This window comes from Paenibacillus silvestris (assembly GCF_009882985.1).
GTDB lineage: Bacteria > Bacillota > Bacilli > Paenibacillales > NBRC-103111 > Paenibacillus_E > Paenibacillus_E silvestris.
The window spans coordinates 158,762-177,668 of sequence record NZ_WTUZ01000010.1 but is presented as its reverse complement, the minus strand read 5'-3'; the positions used below and the strand labels follow the sequence as shown (position 1 = coordinate 177,668).

Here is an 18,907-nt window from a genome sequence, read left to right as displayed (position 1 = left end):
TTGTCTCCATTAAATGAAGAACAACAGCTTCAGATTCGAGATGAACGCAGAGAGCAGATTATGAGCGCTGCGCTTAAAGTTTTTGCAAGACGCGGGATTATTGGGACGAAAATGAGCATGATCGCTGCTGAGGCACAGATTAGTCATGGACTACTGTATCATTACTTTACGTCGAAAGAAGAGCTTTTCACAACACTTGTTGAAAAAGCGATGATTGCTTCGGATGAAGCCATGGAGACTGTTTACGGGCTTCCGGGCTCGCCGATAGAGAAGATAAGAGCATTAACGCAAGACATGTTGGATGAAGGTGGAACGGACTATTTTCTACTGATTCACCAAGCGAGAACGTCAGATGGTGTGCCTGAGAAGGTTGTGGAGCTAATGGAGCGTTACTCCATGGACAATTACGTCAAGAAATTGAGGCCCTTATTCCGAGAAGGACAGGAGGCTGGTGAGCTTGTGGAGGGAGATTTGGACGAAATGATTTCCTCGTACTTATCGGTCACGTCCGGTCTGATGGTGCTAAATGTGCAAAAGATTGGCGGTTACCAACTGCCGAGAGTTGACGTGCTGTTAAGAATGATTACTCTATAATAGGTAAAAGGATAGGGTAATTAAGGGCTATTTCCGAGTAGATGGATCTACTTAGAGAGAGCCCATTTTTTTATGGAGCCGGTTCCGCATCAAAGAGTGGGAAAAAATCCCTTTATTTCAAGGGGTTATCCGTTAGATAACCCTAATAACTGGAATGAATCCTGTTAATTCTCTCCTTTTCCCCTGATTCCAAGCTCAATCGTCCGCATTAGCAGGAGAAATTCCATATATTCATTCCTGGAGCTGTGTTATTCACAGATTTAGCGGTAGTATTTCCAGTTCATATAAGGAGTCGCTCCCGGCCATTCAATATCTCTCGGGACAGCCTCTTTCGTAAAAATACCCCTTCCACACTTGGTGGAAGGGGTATGATGTTTACTTTCTCGCTTCAAAGGCAAATATCTGCTCCGCATTGGTCGGGGTTTTGTCAGGGACAAAATCAGCTGAAACAACCACATCCGTAAAGCCTATGCTTTCTAAAACGAGCTTAAATTCCTCGATGCCGTACCAACGCAAGGCAAAGCGCTGTAACTCAGTTTGAATCAATGCACCATTGCGCCACTTCTCATATTTGATATAAGAAACTTTATATTGATTGAATAGATCTGCTTCGACTAGTTTGCCTTCCATCGTGATGACGTCTCCACCTGGTAAGCTGAATGTCGATGTGCCATCCCACTGTCCACACTTAAAGTTAGTATCAGGCAGGAAGAGATCAAGCAGCAGGCGGCCGCCTGGCTGAAGATGTTCATAGAGGCGCTTCAAGGCTTTAAGTGATTCTTCTCTTTTTTCAATTAATAAAAATGAACCTGCTGGAATAATAATTGCCTCATATTTATCTGGTAAAGAAAGCTCTTGAAGACTCGACTCATACAAATTGGTGACTAAACCACGTTCCATGCAGCGCTGACGACAAGAATTCAACATATCAGGAGAATAATCGACCCCATCCACAAGAAGACCTGATTCAAGAAGCGGAATGATTACACGCCCGGAGCCGACCATGGCTTCAAGAATACGTCCCTTACAATGTTGGAGCTTAGCCTCATAATAGGTCATATCACCGTCAATAGATTGACCAATTTTCTTGGTATGATTATAGACTTCTGTACAAAGTTCCCCGTAATAACTAAACGACATAGACGATTCCCTCCGTGAATTGAAATGTAATTAGAAGGGCTAGGTAGTCGTTAACCCTTCCGTACCTCCGTAATGGACGAAACAGTTTTGATCATTTGCATGAGAATCACTCGCCTTCGTTTAAGTTAAATCTATTATAATTTTCATGGTAAAATTTGGTCAATGTAAAAGATAATTAAAAACCAACTTTCCGCTGGAGACTTCGATTGTACTTCAACCTACCCCAAAAAAACACATACCATCATAATAATCTCCATTGTCTGATTCCAATATCAGCAATAGAGTGTAGGTGAAAGCAGGTGGCTAACAAACTGCTTTGAAAACAAGTAAGGGGGGATAATTTTCACTGATTGGCCTGCTGGAATTATGTTTTTGAAGCTATCATAAGGAGGCACTAGGATGCTCACGCAACAAGCTTTGAAGAAAGTTGTAAGCGCTATTTTAACGTTGGCTATGATGCTTACGCTATTGAACCCTTTTGGCTTCTCTGCATCGACGGCGCATGCCGCATCGGGAGAGACGTTAAGCCTTTTTGAAGTCCAAGTCAATAAGCCGGCAAATGCTGTAGTTGACATTCCTAATGAAACCATTGGGATCTCCTTGCCATATGGCTCTTCTTACCAAATGCTGAATGTAACGACGAATCCTGGCGTTACTCCAACCTTTTTCAGAAGCGATGAAACAACAGTAATTCCAATTGCAACCAGTGGCATCAACGTAGGCGATGCCAAGCTGGATCAATTTACGCCAGGTGGATCAAACTCGTACTATCTAGTGCTAACGGATAAGACTGACAGCAGCAGCAGTCGTAGATACACCATTAGCGTATCTGTAGAGAAGGAAGTCCCGGCGTCAATAGCAGACTCTATAGGTCCCAATGACAAATATTCTCCACTGAATATTAAAGCGGGCGAACACGCATGGGACGTGCTGGGCGCTTCCAAAATGGGTTTCGGCAGCACAACAGGCTCGATTGAAGGCCCAGGGAAAGCCTCGTCTTACAGCGGAAAAGATTGGTTTGAATCGGTTTATGACCGTTCTGGAAACTACCCAGCGGCTCAGAGTGTTCCCAACTCCTGGCTGGGAGATAACATGTATCTTCAGACGATTGGCAAAACAGATATGAATGCGCTTACGAAGTACGGCATTGAAGCTAGTGCTGGACTAGACAAGCTTAATACGGACATTTTGCGTTATCATGAATTTTTGCCATTCAAAACGCCAGAAGGGGTAAGTCGGGACGACGGTGATCGGGGCGCGGTTAACAGCGACCGTCAGCGGCTCGAGATTAAGAGCAACACCAGCGCATCGAATATCGATGCCAATAGTGTGGGTGGAGACATAATGACCCATCATTGGAAGCTGATGCTCCCTTCGGAAACGATCAAGTATCAGCTGGATGCCGCCGAGAAAGAAGCCGGTGATTTCATTGCTCCTCGACGCTTCTTTCATATTTTTCAATTAAAAGCGATTGAAGGAGATGAGGCCGGGCAGCCGGTGACCACTCTTACACTTGTTTCTGTCAATGGCAAGGGCTACTTGGAATTCAGAAACAATCCAGATGGGCAAGAAGCGCACCGGATCAAGCCGCTGTTTACAATTCCGCTTGAAGAGGTCGCAGATCGTTGGCTGGATATGGAAGTGACGATTCTAAGCGCCGATAGTGGCTATGTTTACGGCAAGCTCGTTGACGTAGCAACCAATAAAGAGCTATGGAAAGGCGGCATGACGGCGGAAACGTTGAGACGTCCTGAAGTTTTGAACCCGGCAACGGGTAAAAAAGAAAGAGTCGATCTGCCGGCAGTACCTGGCCAACAGAACCGTTCCAAATGGGGATTGTACCGGGGGATGTACAACACCGTGAACGAATCGGTCTATGCCGATGAATTCCAGGCTGCAACGATGTATTTGTCCGATATTTACTTAATCAAGAGGGATGAAAATACCTATGTATTCCCTGACGGTTGGGATCCAAAAATCCAATCTAAGGATATCGTGGCCTGGGATAGGCCAAACGTCGTTTCGGCGGCGCCAGGCACAGCTTTCGATAGTTTGGGCTTGCCTGCACAACTGGATGCTACCCTGAGCACGGGTAAGATCGAAAAGGTAAATGTCACGTGGAACCCGGAGGGTTACAATTCCGATGGCACAGGCACGTTCAAAATCAATGGAGAATTTACCGGAGCTGGGATCACGAATACCAAAGGCATTAAGCCTTATGTCGATGTCAATATATCCGGGATTAAGAACTGGGCCGTTACCCCTGGTGCTGAAATCAAGGTCGTTTCACAAAGTGGAGGCACCAAAAATAACTTTATCGACGGCCAGTCGGATACGGCTTGGCAAGCGAACAGTTCGTTAACCAAGACAGAAGGATATCAATACTGGGCTGCCGTCAAACTGGAGAAAAGTATTGAGGTTAGCCAGATCCAGCTGGAATGGACCAGCAACAGTAAGTTCCTGAAAAATTACCAGCTGTATTATACGAATGATGCTGCGGCATATGACGAACTGAAGGAAGGCACCTCCGTCTCGCCAACTTCATCGGCAACCAGGAAGCCGCTCCTAACCGATCATGGGTCCTCTTGGCGCATAATCCCGGGTGCAGGAAAAGCGTCGAATCTGAGCAACAATGAAAAGGCCGATTTGACACTGAGTGAAAAGGTAGATGCTCAATATGTGCTGCTTGTTGCCGATCTCACTCTCGATAACAGTGCCGGCTCCATTAAAAGCAATGTGTTTAACATTATCGGTCAACCTTCCAGCTCCTTAACAGGGCTTGAAGATCTGAAGATGGATGGCATTAGCCTCACTGGTTTCTCACCAAGTCAAACCAGTTATTCCCAGGATCTTCCTAGTGATGCGCAAACTCTGCCTAACGTGACAGCAGTCGCACCTGCCGGAATCGCAGTGAAAGTCGAATATCCGGCTGATTACCGGCTGAGCCCTGTGAAGATTACGGCTTATGATCCTACAGGGAAACTCAAGGAAAAGGTATACACGATTACCTTTAGCGCTACCTCCCAGGATGTAGTTGCGGTAAGCACAATTCAACTCAAAAGCAGTCAAGACCTTGCCCTTGGCAAGAAAACACATCTATTGGCTGATGTTCTGCCCAAGGATGCGACTTACAAGACTGTAACCTGGGAATCCAGCAACCCTGCGGCAGTAACTGTCGATACCAACGGACTGTTAACTGGCGTAAGCAAAGGGACAGCTGTGATCACAGCCAAGATTGGAAGCTTAAGCCAATCCAGTACGGTTACCGTCATGGATGCAGCAGATATGCAAACGGCAACCGGTTCAGTAAATCTTTTGGCACCATCCCGATTCACACCGCATGATGGCGTGAACCTCAAGGTTAGCTCGGAGCAACCGGAACATCCTGGATCAGACGCTCTCAAATCGGGAGGTACGGGGTACTGGCGGAACTCAAGCTCCAACGTGTATAAGGAGAACTACGCGCCATCCTCCTTGGCGTTAACACTTGACTTGGGAACACCAAAGACAGTAGATAAACTGTACCTTGAAATTCCAAATGCCATTGCTAATATTCAAAAGAATGCTAATCGATTCGAAGTCTACTACTCCAATGATCCGCATTCATGGGAAAGCAGCCCAATAGCTTCGGATACGGCTAGCAACTACGATTGGGAAGGCAACGGCTGGAAGCTGGCCGGAGGCACAGAAACCGAAGGTATGTGGTCCTTTGCTACATACAATGGACAGCAGTGGGGCTTCGATACCAAAACGTTTTTATACCCGTTCACAGCGCGGTATGTCATGATCAACACGGTTTTGGTTGGACCACGTGAGCGTCGTACTGATGATAATCTTTCGACTATGGGGTTATCCGGATTGGTCATTTACGGAAAAGATCCGGTAACCAATATAACAGCGTTAACACCTTCGAAGGCTGTCTATAGCACATGGGATCAAAGCAAACCAATTAGCACGACAGTTAGTCTCGTCAGCGGTCAGACAATTACGGGAATAACGAATGCTCAAGGCAAAGAGCTTGTTAACAATACGGATTACAAAGCAATAGGTAATTCCGTTACGTTCCAACCTTCGTACCTAGCTAAGCTTCCGCTGGGCACGAATGAATTCACGTTCCATCTGAGTAGCGGCACGCCATCTATCTTTGCATTGGATGTGACTGCACGCGGTTTTGGAGAAAATAGTAAAACCATCAAGATGAATGCCATTGACGGTGTTTCTCCTTATAATGTTCTAGGCGGTGCGATGGGCACTGATGAGCCCGTTGAAGGGGTTACCAAGCGGATTCGCGATGCCTATCACGCATATTATGGTGATCGTCCTGAAGCGACTCTAGCGGACGACCATGTTCAAAGCGTCTGGGATAGCACTCTTCAGAAGAATGTGTTCAAGGTTGTAGCTCAGGGCAGAGGCTTGAATACGGAATTCGAGGACAAAGTTCGTGATGGCGAATATGCGCACAAAGGTGTTTTTGACTGGGATAAAGGTTATGTAGTCGGCGGTGCAGCCATCAACGACCGACAACGAATTGAAATTCGTCCGAGCGAAGATTCAACCAAAGATTTTACGGCCTATAATGGCGATATCGTTTCCTATCAATGGCTGTGGAACATTCCAGATGGCAATCAGTGGAATCAGCCTAATTTCAGGCATATTTTCCAACTGAAAGCTACGAATGCCCAAGCAGCCGATACATTGGCAGGTGGCAATAGTGCTGGTGAGAATGGAGCCTATATTCTGGCCATGTCGCTGACTGGAAGAGATACCAGAGAGCTAATTGTCAATCATAACCGCTATGACGGCGATAAAACGCTACTGAGAATCCCGTTGAAAGAAATCGGCAGCCATTGGATTAAGGTTGAGGTTAATGCATTAATCTCCGATTCTGGTTGGTTGACGATCAAAATCACGGATACCGTAACAGGAAAAGTGTATACCTTCGACAGTCCGGATGTGTATCAAACGTTTCCGAAACAAGGCGCAGGCGACGGCGTGAAGGACTTGTGGAGAAGGCCGGAAAGAAGTGTCAAGGTTGGAAGCGCAAGTGTCAACTTCGAGACGGAATACCCAGCCACCTTCGACCAATATTTGCGTCCGAAGTGGGGGATTTACCGTAATTCTAACGGTACGACCAACTCTGCATACGACGCCGAGCTGCAGCTTTCTGACATCACGATTACCAAACTTGCAACAGGGGTATCTTCTACCAACCTGGCGCTGAATAAAAAGGTGTACAATGTTGGTTCAACGGCAGGTGCCAACTCGCTCCAACTTGCATCCGCAAATGCAAATGCATACGGAAATGCAAACAAACTTACAAGCGGTGTTCTGGAAGATCCGATTGTTTGGAATGTAAACAACGTTACCAGTCTCGACCAAATCGGAAATTACTCTTGGTTGGGTACGGATGGAGCAAGGAAGGGCAGTTTTGTAATAGACCTTGGTCAGGCTATGGATTTCAGCCAAATCAGGCTATTAGCCAAGTCCAGCAGGTTGAAAGGTGCTACCCTATCTGTATCTGATGATGTAAGTGATCATTCATCGGCTGCTGAATGGGACGCCATGGCTTTCAAACAAGTCGATCTCAAAACCGCAGAAGGTTACACTTATGCTACAGGCAATCAAAACGGAGGGGACGACTCAGTAGATGCATCCTATGCGTTAGATCTTGGCAGGACCTACCATTCCCGCTATATCAAAGTTATGGTAGAGAACGCATCGGGCGGCAACACTGGCACGGATTTAACGGGTCCTCCTCGGCTTACACAGGTTCAAGTCTTTAACGCTCCTACGCCACCACAGAATCTGACAATAGGTACCAGCGGATCGGCTGCGGTTCTAAAGTGGGATTCCAATGTGCAAAGCGAAGGCTTCACGGTGTATAACGGGACGGCGGTTGTTGCCGAATTGCCGGCAGATGCGACTAGCTTTGCTTTACCGGCTAATTTGTCAGACACGTCCGCTATCTCGGTGAGGTCGAAGGGAACGGATCCGTATTCCCGTAAACGTATGATTTCGGCTCCAGCCATCCCGGTAGCTTCAGATGTTAATCCTGTCCTTGTAAGCATTGAACCGGAGAATATCGTGACGCAAGTAGGGACAGCACCGGTCATGCCGTCGGTAGTGAGCGCTGTATACAGCGACAGATCGACCCAAAAGCTGCCAGTAGCATGGGATTCCATCGATCCAACGCAATATGCGGCACCAGGAAACTTTACTGTTGAAGGAACAGTTACTGGCTCTGTGTACAAAGCTTTGGCTAACGTTGCCGTGACCTCAGGTGCGGTAACTTGGCCGGCGCAATCCCTTCTAACTGCATCGGAAGTTGGCAAAACAACAGCAACCTTGCAATGGACTGCGGCGCAAGCTGTGAGAGGTGTTGGTGGATATAAGCTATTCAGCGTAACCGGCAGCACTTACTCTGAAATCGCTACGGTCGGCGATGTTCTTACTTACCGACTGACTGGCCTTACAGCAGGTAGCAATTACACCTTCACGATTCAAGCGGTAGACAAGGATGGTGTTAAAAGCGAGTACGGACCGGTAGCTAGCTTCCGGACAACCAATGAATCGGATGGTTCTTCCGGTTCTGGCTCTGGATCAGGCGCTGGTTCGCAAGGGACACCAAATAACTCTAATACAAATCCAGGCACTATCGATCTTGAGAAATATGCTAAAGTAACACAAGAAACGGCTGCCGATGGAAGTACAGTAACCAAAGTCGCCGTAGATGCTAAAGCTTTGGAGCAAGCATTAGTAAGTCCACTTGTGCTCATTGACGTGAAGAGCAGCGACTCAGCTATTAACGTGGAGCTATCAGGCAATGCCATTCTTGGTGCTGCGGATAAAAAAAGTAAGTTGGTTATTCAATCGAACGGGATTCGTTATGAATTGCCTGTAACGCTGTTTGCGAATATTCAAAAGGATTCAACCGTCGTTGTCTCCATAGCGAAAGTAGCTGGTAAAGCTGGAGACGATGTGAATGCTGCGGTGAATTACCTGAACGCGAAACAAGTGATTACGAACCCGATCGAATTTACGATTACGGTTAACGGTTCAGAAATGACAGACTTCGGCGGAGCCTACGTCGACCGTACCATTAACTTGGGTCAGTTGACCATAAACCCTGCTACATGGACCGCAGTCTGGGTAGACGCGAACAAAGAATTGCATTTTGTTCCGGCTATCGTGACAACCAAGGACGGTTCCACAGAAATAACGATCCGTTCGCCTCATAATAGCGTTTATACCGTCATCCAATTGGAGAAGCTGTTCAATGATTTGCAAGGGCATTGGGCTAAAACAGACATTGAATTGCTTGCAGGTAAAAGGATTCTTACTGGTATGACCGATGAGCAATTTGTGCCTGAAGCTAACGTGACGCGTGCCGAGTTTGCGGCCATGCTGGTTCGTTCACTTGGCTTAGTGGAATCAAACAATAACGTGTTTCAAGATGTTCAATCCACGGATTGGTTTGCTGGAGCCGTAGGCACTGCCTCAAAAGCTGGATTGATTGATGGCTATGAAGACGGTACCTTCCAACCTAACGCTATCATTACTCGTGAGCAAATGGTTGTGATGGTGATACGAGCCATGAAAGTCGGCGGCAAGGAAATTCAAACCGACAGCTCGGTATTGAGCAAGTTCACGGACCAGATGGAAATTGGCGAATGGGCGAAAGCAGCCATTTCGCAAGCATTGAAAGCAGGCCTTATCCAAGGCATGTCGGACACGGTCTTCGCTTCGAAGGAGCATGCTAATCGTGCACAAGCTGCTGTGGTTCTGAAGCGTGTGCTGCAGTTCCTGCAATTTATCAACTAAAGTTCTGATAATTTTCAAACAAACAACCGCCCCCGAATTCTCGAGGGCGGTTGTTTGGATTCTATTGTGAGGACTATGACATAAGTTGACATATTTAAGACCTATAATAGGCTGTAGATCAACGAAAGGAGTTAGCGAATCATGAGCCGCAGAATCATATTAGATTTAGCCGTTACTTTAGATGGTTTTATTGAAGGGAATAACGGGGAAGTGGATTGGTGCGTGATGGACGCTGAGATGGGGTTCATCCAGTTCTTAAAGCAAATTGATACCATTCTATATGGCAGAAAAAGCTATGATTTATGGGGGCAGTATATGCCTGATTCTGAAATTGATGAGACTGAAAAAGAATTATGGGAATTCGTTCATAGTAAAGAGAAATATGTGTTTTCAAGAACCCAAAGAGGGACGGATGATAAAGCTATTTTCATTAATGATCATATTTTTGAAAGAGTAAATAAGTTAAAGAGGATGCCAGGTAAAGACATTTGGCTATATGGTGGGGCCAGTCTTATTACAACTTTCCTCCATTTAGGACTTGTTGATGAGTTTAGATTATCTGTACATCCTGTTGTATTAGGAAAAGGAAAACCGTTGTTTACGGATATCAATCAAAGGTTGAATTTACAATTGGTTACTACCAGATCGTTCTCCTCCGGTGTTGTGCAACTAATCTATCAAACTAGAAGCTTCCTGCAAGAAAGCAGCAGTGGATAAAAAAACCGAGGAACTAAGCATGAATAGGCCACTTAGCTCCTCGGTTTTTTTTGGTTTTTTATCCGTTTACACGTTACTTACGTGCAAGAAGCTTAACATTATCTGCCGCCTTGAATATCGAACGCTGTTTCCCTTCATAAATAACGGCGGACTGCGCCGGGATCGCATCGTTATCTACTTTCACTTCATGTTCCGAGAAGTTGGCAATGACCTTGATATCGCTGCCATACTGAGCGCTTTGAACAAGCCTATCGTCTGTCAACACAGCGAATTTGCTCATTTTTTGAGAGACAGCTTGTTGATGGAAGGGAGACCATACCTTCAAATAATCAAGGATACTGGCTTTCTCTTGTTCCCAAGTTAAACGGTTCAAATGATACAAGGGAGGCACATTGTACAAAAGTCCATATAGCATTTTGTCCGCTTCCTCCCCCTTAATCTTATAGGTACCCCATTCCCAATGATTCGTTGTGATAATGGAGTCATTATAAACAAGCTTGTATAGCGGCAGGGAGTATACAGGGTCATTATAGACTTTTCCATACAGCGGTTTAATCGGCACTGATTTGCCGTAACGTTCTGGTATGCCAGAAGCGGCGTAGTATCCGCCTACGTAGTAGGGGCTGTTTTTATTATCTCGCATATCCGGGTCGCCCCAGGCGATGACCGGGCTCTCAATGCCTTGCGCATAAGCGATAACGCCACTGGCGTAATCGTTGCCACCCTCCGAACCAACCACCATCTGTTTATCCTTGGCAAAATAGTTGAATCGGTCTAAACGAGCCATCATGTCTTGAAGCTGTGTAGTCGGATGATCAGGGGAGTAATCATCATAGATATCCCCAGTCGCGTCCGAGTCGACGAACCATGAGTTGTAACCAATACCGTCTTGAAGAATCCCTTCAACTCGCTGCTTTACACTAGGCATAGCCAAGGTTGGGTTTAATTTTCTCCCTCTCTGAAGAAAGCCAGCAATCTTTGAACCATCTTTTTTGGCGATCGTTGCTTTATCATACAGCGAAGTGTCAGGAAAGAACGCTGTATTCCATGAAGGATCAGGTTTCTCTTGAATGGAATGATAGGAGTCATAAGGTGCTATTAAATATCCCGCCTTATTCGCGGCTTCAACCATCGGGGGATTGCTTAGACCGTCAGCCCAGTTGGGGAGGCCGATCCATGCTTTTTGAATCCCCGACTTATGAATGTCGTTGATTAGGTCGGTTGAATCCGCCTGCCCCCATGTAGAAATATCAGCCGCGGCGTCTTTCAGGACACTTTTGAGAAGAAGCTTGTTTAAGTCATACAGTTTCTGTTCGCTCAGTTTATCGATTCCTTGATCAATAAGCTTCTGCGCTTCGCTTCCCGGATTCGGAAATACGGTCGGAGAATAGAAATCTTTCAGCTTCAACCCCTGATTTAGTGCACTAAGGATAACTCGTTTCTGGTATGCGTCTAAACTGTTCTGTTTGGCAATGTCCTTCAGCACCTGCGCAAACTCATCGCTGCCACCCTCTAAACCTGAGAGAAGCTTGATCAGCCACGGACCAAGAGTACCCGATAGGAGAGGCCTGATTTTCGGCCACTGGACATCTCGATCGGTGATCATCGACTCGCTCCATAAATATATCTGTGGAGCTCCATACAGCTTCTGAATATTGGGATTATCTTTCGATTTGTCCGCAAGGGTCACGTATTTCCCGCTTTCTTCGATATAGCTTTTGTAAGGTTGGACGATCTGCTGTGGATCATTGCCGGTAACATACAGGCGGAATCCATAGCTTTTGTCTTTATTAATGCTTGGAAATGCATGTGTAAATTGTAGCTGAAGCGACGACGATGTATCGAAATGAACCTCATCATTGAATTTGTTTGTAACCACATAAACGATGGAGAAGGGGTCATTTCTCAAAGCAAAAAAGTCCATTGAGAACGACTCACTCCAAGTATAGGTCTGATCATCTAAGAACGTCCGCCAATTCGTATCCTCAGCAGGAATCATCTTTCCCTCGCCTAAGGGAAGTACGTAACTCTGTGCTTTCACCGATGGCCATTGAAACTGCTCCGCGCCAATAGCGTCGAAGTGAATATCGAGATAATTGTTTTTCTTGGCGATACTAACATTCACTTGACCTGGATAGGTCCACTTTATCGAATCCTTCTCTTTCACTACATTGGTAACGGCAGTTTTGGGCAGCGGACTTGAGGCCGGCATCCGAATCCCATCTTTCATAATCGTCAGAGCGAAAGTCTCGGGGTCGACTTCGAAGTCGAAGGGCTCACCTGCCTGTTGAACGGTTGTTGAAATTGTTTGCTGAGAGCTGGCGGGTGTTAGCTCCTTCACCGCTTGATCGCGGCATCCGGTTAGAGCTACAGTAATAAGACTAGCTGCACAAAGCAAAGCGAGTTGTCGCTTTTTCATGAATAATACCTCCTAATATGTTTGATTCGATGTTCAGTATAAGGAGGCAATGTTACAGGAATGTGCCAAATTGAAATCTCGGACATGTCTATGCCTTGAAGCATTTTGCCATACTGGTGTAACAAATGACTTTTATAATAGAAATGCCGTGTGAAAAGGGGGATGAATATGAATTTGTTGTTAGCTGACGATGAACCACTTATGCTGCAAGTGATTAAAGCCTATTTCATGAAAGAAGGCTTCCATACGTTTCTGGCGCAGGATGGCGAAGAAGCGATAAATGTGTTCTATCAGCACAAAATTGACTTAGCCATTCTTGATTGGATGATGCCAAAGCGGAGCGGCATAGAAGTGTGCCGGGAAATTAAGAAAATGGGTCGGACAAAGGTGCTGCTGCTTACCGCGAAGGGGAATGTTGACGATGAATTTCTTGCGTTGCAGTCAGGTGCGGACGATTTTGTTCGTAAGCCGTTTGATCCTCGGATTTTGTTGTTAAGAGCTCAGAAGTTGCTGCAACTTGGAGCGAAAATGACGTTTGGTGATCTAACTGTCGATCTTGATGCTCAGAAAGTATATCGAGATGGCAACGATGTTCAAGCGACACATAAGGAATTTGAATTAGTGAAGTATTTAGCACAGAATAAGGGTCAAATTATTACCCGCAAAATGCTGCTCGATCAAGTGTGGGGACTGGACTACTACGGGGAAGAAAGGACAGTTGACACCCATGTTCGAAGGCTTCGTGAGAAGATAGGGGAGGGACGGATCAAGACTTATCGCGGTATGGGTTACTCGCTAGTGGCGGACGATGAGTAAACTAAGCCGAAAATTAATCATCCGAATAACCGCTGCCCTCTGTGTTGTTTTCGTCCTTTCCTTCGCCGTGAATACTTACTTTTTGCCGAAGTATTTTCTGTATCAGAAAAAGAATAAACTGGCAGAATTGTCTTCTGAACTCGTATCTATCCCTTATAGCTCATTGGTGCAGCAAATTGGGGCAATGGAGGAACAATACCAGGTTACAATCGCGTACACGACACTATCTGAATCAGCCGATGATGTGAATAATAAGCTGCTGCTCCAATTCAATCGGAAAGGCATTGCACTTGGTAAGTTTTGGCTGACAGAGGAAAGTATTGCGAAGCTGCGCGATGGGGGACAGGTGAACAAAATTTATGATCAGTCCAAACTGAAATCTAGCTTTTTGGTCAATTTCCTATCGGTAGGCGGCTCCGTCTTTGCAGTTGGCGAGTCTATGAGTAACTCATCAGAGACCATCGAAATCGTAAATGTGTTCAATATGTATATATGGCTTGGCATGCTTTTGCTTCTTATCGTTCTTTCAGCTTTGTACACAGCCAGAATTGTGAAGCCGCTAGCCAAATTGAATGAGACCGCCGAAGCGATCTCTCATTTGTCTTTTACCAAAGTAGACATCCAAACAGGGGACGAGATAGAGTCGCTCGCACGGAGTATTAATCGAATGAGCGACAATTTGGAAGAGGCGCATAAGTCACTGGAGACAAAGAATGCAAATCTTCAAACTTTTATTGGGGACATTTCACATGAGTTGAAAACACCGCTCTCGCTCATCAGAGTCTATGCCAGCGGCCTTCAGGACGGCTTGGATGATGGCACATATGCGAATGTCATTCAACAGCAGAGTGATGCCATGTCTGCCCTGATCGACCGATTGCTTGAGCTTTCTCGTCTTCAAGAGGAGTTGTACCGTTTTGAAGCTATCAATTTTAAGCAACTGCTTGTTGAGACAATTGAAGCTTATCGAACACCTTACCATCAATGTGGCTTAGAACTGGAAGACAACATTCTTCTCACTACGGAAACATGGGTAATGGCGGACCGGTCAAAGCTGGAGTCCGTTCTTCATAATTGGCTTACGAATGCAATGAAGTATACAAGTGGTGTAAGAGTTGCCGTCACATCAGTAATCAAGGAGGATTCTGTCTGTTTCGAGATTGCCAATTCAACGGAATTAGGTGAGGACATGCCGTGGGATCTTGTATGGGAGCCGTTCTATGTCATGGAAAGCTCTCGGAGCAAAAGATTCAGCGGTACGGGCCTGGGCTTATCCATTTCACGAACGATTTTACAAAAACACAAAGCACAATTCGGACTTAGGGTTCGGGATGGAGTCATCGCATTTCATTTTCAGATTCCACTATTTATAAAGATAGAGAAATAAACTAATACCCTCTTTTTTGATCATGTAGTTCTTAAAAGGGGTTTCTTTCAAAAGTGACTCAAAATTTTCGGCGGAGTAAGCACCTTGTTTCAAGAAAGTTTTAAAAGCAAATTTGACAAAATGTTTATCAAATCCTTTCATTCCAGTCTCACTAATCTCATTGTTAATATCCTCAGGTGTCGCATCATGATTCATGTCGATAATGAGGGATGTTCCACCTTCTTTGAGCACACGATGCATTTCACACAAGGCCTTTACGGGATCCTTGAAGTTCTTGAAGGCAGCACTGCATATAATAAAATCAAAAAAATGATCCTCACATGGCAAGTCATCCGCGTTACCTTCTTTAAAATCAACGGCCACATTGGCTTCGTCGGCATTCTTGTTTTCAATCTTCACGAAGTCGGGGCTTATTTCAACGCCTGTAACGCTAAATCCTTTCTTAGCGAGTTCTATCGCCAAGTAACCAGGTCCAGGTGCAACTTCCAAAACGTTGGCAGAGCCGCTAACGAAAGAAGCAACTTCATTCGCATATCTCTGCATTTGCGTCATTCGGCTTTTGCGGGAATTTTTGTCGTACCATTTGGCTGTGTAGCCATATATGCCGACGTCCTTGTTTTTCCGCACGTTTTTAATCATAAAAAGGTCTCCTTTGAAATGAATGCCATCTGGTTCTAATGCCTTCATTATATGGGATTGAGATGAACGTCTGAACCATCCGGCGGATGAGATGGATCTCCGTCTACAGGAGGAGACGTCGTCAAATTGAAGTAACAAACGCCTATTTCCTACATAGTATGTGGTAAATCAATGCTAGGAGAGGGGCTTTTCCTTTGCAACACTATTTCTATAGACAGTGCCCTGCAGGTCATTATCTTCATACGCTTCAACCGGGTGATACGCTATATCACCTTGCGCAGATCAATCACATTTCAGTGACACTTATTCTACATGCAAATCCGGGAATCGATCCGTACAATCTTCGAGTTGGCCAGCAATTGTGTATTCCGTCTAATACATCTCCATCAAACAATACCTACATGGAAACGATTCAGGCCATGCAGAACGATATTGATATGTTAAAAGCAGAGAGCCAAGCCCAGCAAACACATGAATCGAACTTTGCGGCATCTCAAAAAACAACACGTGTGGTGAAGGTCACTGCCCAGGAGCTGCAGTTCGACGCTGTCCCTGTGACATTCCCAGGTAATTATACAGGGCATTATACGATGGGAAGCAGTTATCCGTACTATTTGGATGCAGCCATGGGAGGAAAGCGCGGCATAACGGCTAAAGATAATTTTGGCGTGTGGCATACGTTCGTATATCAAGAAACAACTCCTTAGAGGAAGAAGAGGAGGATAACATAGCATACTAGAGGCTGTCCCGAAAGTCATTTAATGGCCGAGGGACAGCCTTTTGTGTGATCTTTTGGGAGCGCCTCTTCAGATTAACTGGAAATGCTACCGCTAAATCGTGGCGTAAGTCAGCTACGGTAGGAATAAATGGAATTTCTCCCGCTAATCCGGGCGATTGAGCTTGGAAGCAGGATAAAGGAGAAAATTAACGGGAATTTTTCCAGTTATTAGGTTGTTATAACCGTGATACACTTGAAATAAAGGGAGTTTTTCCAGCTATTCGTCTCAGGTTCAGAAAAGAGCCTATCCCAAAGTCATCCAATGTGTCTCCTAGCATCCGTTCTACTTACTGGCATGGAATAGTGTGGAACTTTTTACCAACTACTTCCGTCAAATTTAAGTAGTCAATACATTTTAGGGGGGCATCATTTTGCCTAAGTTAATTGGTGCAGCAGCTATTATTTTGAATTCTGAGGGAGACGTATTACTGGTTAAGCATAGCTATGGCAAAAACAATTGGGATCTGCCTGGTGGAAAAGGGGAAGAGAATGAATCCGCGGAGGAAACTGCCACAAGAGAAGTTCATGAAGAAGTAGGGATAGTTGTCGGAGTGGGGGAATTAACGGGCATCTATTACGATCCAAACCATGACATCCATCATTTTGTTTTCATAGGGAATAACGATAATAATCAAATCCCTCATCCAAGCTCGCCTGAGATATTGGCATGCAAATTCTGGCCAAGAGATGAACTTCCAAGACCTATTAGTGATTTTACCTGCAAGCGTATTGAAGATGCCTTCAAGCCCGAGAGAAAACAACTTTTCCATACAATTGGGCCAAGACAGTGGATTGAATAGTTAGGTGGAACCATTGATTAAGTAGGCGAATACCCTATCGTACAAAGAAGTTCAGAGGAGTATTCGAGATGATTCCTATGTATCCTTATTTCGGTTATGAAAAACGCTGCCATCTGCAGCCGTTAACCTTTCCGCCTCAACATCAAGACATGCAACCCGGATTACAGTATTTGATGACGCCAACTCCGATTTCTGATAATCCCCATTACAAAGGAAGCGGCAAATTAGCCGGCAAAGTTGCCATCATTACAGGAGGCGACAGTGGAATTGGCCGTGCGGTGGCAATTGGTTTTGCAAAAGAAGGTTCAGATGTTGTAATTGTGTACTTGTACGAGAAGGAAGATGCCATTGAGACTAAGCAGATGGTTGAAAAATATGGCGGACGATGTCTGTTAATTGAATGCGATTTAAGGCAGCCATCAACATCTAAAGCGGTGGTTAAGATGACCTTAGAGCATTATGGAAGGCTGGATACGTTAGTTTTGAATCAAGGCGTTCAATTCCCACAGGAAAGTATCTTGAATATTTCGGATGAACAATTGGAAGACACGTATCGTACAAATATATTTCCCATGTTTGATATGACGAAAGCTGCGCTTCCCTACTTGCAACCAGGCAGTACTATCATCTCCACGGCTTCTGTTACTGCTTATGCTGGGGCACCGTTGCTTGTCGATTACTCTTCGACCAAAGGCGCGATCGTTTCCTTTACTAGATCTTTATCTCTTCAATTAGTGAGTAAAGGAATTCGAGTCAATGCTGTTGCTCCTGGTCCTATCTGGACACCGCTAATTGTTTCTAGCTACTCAGCTGAGTACGTAAAAACATTCGGGATGGAGACACCCATGAAACGAGCTGGTCAGCCTTATGAGCTTGCACCTACCTATATTTATTTAGCTTCAGACGATTCGTCCTTTGTGACTGGTCAAGTACTTCATGTTAATGGCGGGGTTATGACTGAAACGTGAGGTTTGAAATTAAATTGTTAAGAGCCGCGATTATCGCGGCTTTTGTGTTTTTTTCGATCCATCCAATAACAGATGCAGGATATGGGCAAATGTGAAGGAATTATTTGTAAAAGTAATTTTCGTTATGTAGGAGGACCCAAACATGACTATAACAAATCATATTTTCTGCGAAGACATTTCAAATAAAATGAATATGAATAATTATCAATTATATCTGCCGCATGATTTAGAACGAAACCATGACACTAAATACCCGTTAATTCTATTTTTACATGGTGTTAAGAAACGTGGTGAAGATGTTAGTTTGTTAAATAACTATGGTCTTACTTGGTTAGCAGAAAAGCAAACAGATTTCCCATTTATTGTGGTTACACCACAGTGTAAGGCAGACTCTAGTTGGAGCCAAGAACACCACATTGTCAAGGTGCTTGTTGACGAAATCATTAAGAATTATCCAATTGATACGGAGAGAGTGTATGTAACTGGATTTAGTATGGGTGGAAACGGAGCATGGGATTTTGCTTCAAGGTCACCTGAGCTTTTTTCAGCTATCGTGCCAATTTCGGGGTGGTTTGAGCCTGATAAGGCAAATCTTTTTAAGGATATACCCATTTGGGCTTTTCATTGTGTAGACGATGATGTTGTTGGCGTATCAGGGACCGTAGATATGGTTCATTCGATAACAAATATAGGTGGAAACATCAGGGCCACATACTATTCAGAACTAGGTCATAGCCACAGAGTCATGGAAGAGACATATTCTAATCAAGATTTGCTTACCTGGCTTTTGAAACACAAAAAAGGTGATTCTAACTAACGGAGGCGCAG

12 protein-coding genes are annotated in these 18,907 nt (G+C 45.0%); 9 read left to right on the top strand and 3 right to left on the bottom strand.

What is annotated here, in order from left to right; all coding sequences use genetic code 11:
- Positions 1–594, top strand: coding sequence for a TetR/AcrR family transcriptional regulator (locus tag GQF01_RS04245; RefSeq protein WP_161405623.1), 594 nt, complete (start codon positions 1–3; stop codon positions 592–594).
- Between the two features lie 375 nt (positions 595–969).
- On the opposite strand, the gene GQF01_RS04240 is transcribed toward GQF01_RS04245, so the two are convergent.
- Positions 970–1,734: a class I SAM-dependent methyltransferase gene (locus GQF01_RS04240; protein ID WP_161405622.1), complete on the bottom strand. Its 765-nt coding sequence runs from the start codon at positions 1,732–1,734 to the stop codon at positions 970–972.
- A 399-nt stretch (positions 1,735–2,133) separates the two neighbouring features.
- Here GQF01_RS04240 and GQF01_RS04235 point away from each other — a divergent pair, with 399 nt between their 5' ends.
- Both GQF01_RS04235 and GQF01_RS04230 read left to right on the top strand, forming a co-directional pair.
- Positions 2,134–9,555: an S-layer homology domain-containing protein gene (locus GQF01_RS04235; RefSeq protein WP_161405621.1), complete on the top strand. Its 7,422-nt coding sequence runs from the start codon at positions 2,134–2,136 to the stop codon at positions 9,553–9,555.
- Positions 9,556–9,696: 141 nt separating this feature from the next.
- Positions 9,697–10,272: a dihydrofolate reductase family protein gene (locus tag GQF01_RS04230; RefSeq protein WP_161405620.1), complete on the top strand. Its 576-nt coding sequence runs from the start codon at positions 9,697–9,699 to the stop codon at positions 10,270–10,272.
- A 73-nt stretch (positions 10,273–10,345) separates the two neighbouring features.
- Here the strand turns inward: GQF01_RS04230 and GQF01_RS04225 are convergent, their stop codons facing one another.
- Entirely contained in the window at positions 10,346–12,691 is a 2,346-nt protein-coding gene (locus GQF01_RS04225; RefSeq protein ID WP_161405619.1) for a glycoside hydrolase, read from the bottom strand.
- A gap of 168 nt (positions 12,692–12,859) precedes the next feature.
- Here GQF01_RS04225 and GQF01_RS04220 point away from each other — a divergent pair, with 168 nt between their 5' ends.
- Entirely contained in the window at positions 12,860–13,507 is a 648-nt protein-coding gene (locus GQF01_RS04220; protein ID WP_161405618.1) for a response regulator transcription factor, read from the top strand.
- Positions 13,500–14,894 carry a sensor histidine kinase gene (locus GQF01_RS04215; RefSeq protein WP_161405617.1) on the top strand — a complete coding sequence of 465 codons (1,395 nt, stop codon included), beginning with the start codon at positions 13,500–13,502 and terminating at the stop codon, positions 14,892–14,894. The genes GQF01_RS04220 and GQF01_RS04215 overlap by 8 nt, the downstream gene beginning before the upstream one ends.
- On the opposite strand, the gene GQF01_RS04210 is transcribed toward GQF01_RS04215, so the two are convergent.
- Entirely contained in the window at positions 14,871–15,533 is a 663-nt protein-coding gene (locus tag GQF01_RS04210; RefSeq protein WP_161405616.1) for a class I SAM-dependent methyltransferase, read from the bottom strand. The genes GQF01_RS04215 and GQF01_RS04210 overlap by 24 nt on opposite strands.
- Positions 15,534–15,727: 194 nt before the next feature.
- On the opposite strand from GQF01_RS04210, the gene GQF01_RS04205 reads away from it, so the two are divergent.
- From GQF01_RS04205 to GQF01_RS04190, 4 genes are all read left to right on the top strand, one after another.
- Positions 15,728–16,240 carry a LysM peptidoglycan-binding domain-containing protein gene (locus GQF01_RS04205; protein ID WP_202556073.1) on the top strand — a complete coding sequence of 171 codons (513 nt, stop codon included), beginning with the start codon at positions 15,728–15,730 and terminating at the stop codon, positions 16,238–16,240.
- Between the two features lie 442 nt (positions 16,241–16,682).
- Positions 16,683–17,111 carry an NUDIX hydrolase gene (locus GQF01_RS04200; protein ID WP_161405615.1) on the top strand — a complete coding sequence of 143 codons (429 nt, stop codon included), beginning with the start codon at positions 16,683–16,685 and terminating at the stop codon, positions 17,109–17,111.
- Between the two features lie 68 nt (positions 17,112–17,179).
- Positions 17,180–18,079 (top strand): SDR family oxidoreductase, encoded by a 900-nt coding sequence (locus tag GQF01_RS04195; RefSeq protein ID WP_161405614.1) that lies wholly within the window; start codon positions 17,180–17,182, stop codon positions 18,077–18,079.
- A 142-nt stretch (positions 18,080–18,221) separates the two neighbouring features.
- Positions 18,222–18,896, top strand: a complete 675-nt coding sequence (locus tag GQF01_RS04190; protein WP_161405613.1) for a carboxylesterase family protein — start codon at positions 18,222–18,224, stop codon at positions 18,894–18,896.
- Positions 18,897–18,907: the final 11 nt, after the last annotated feature.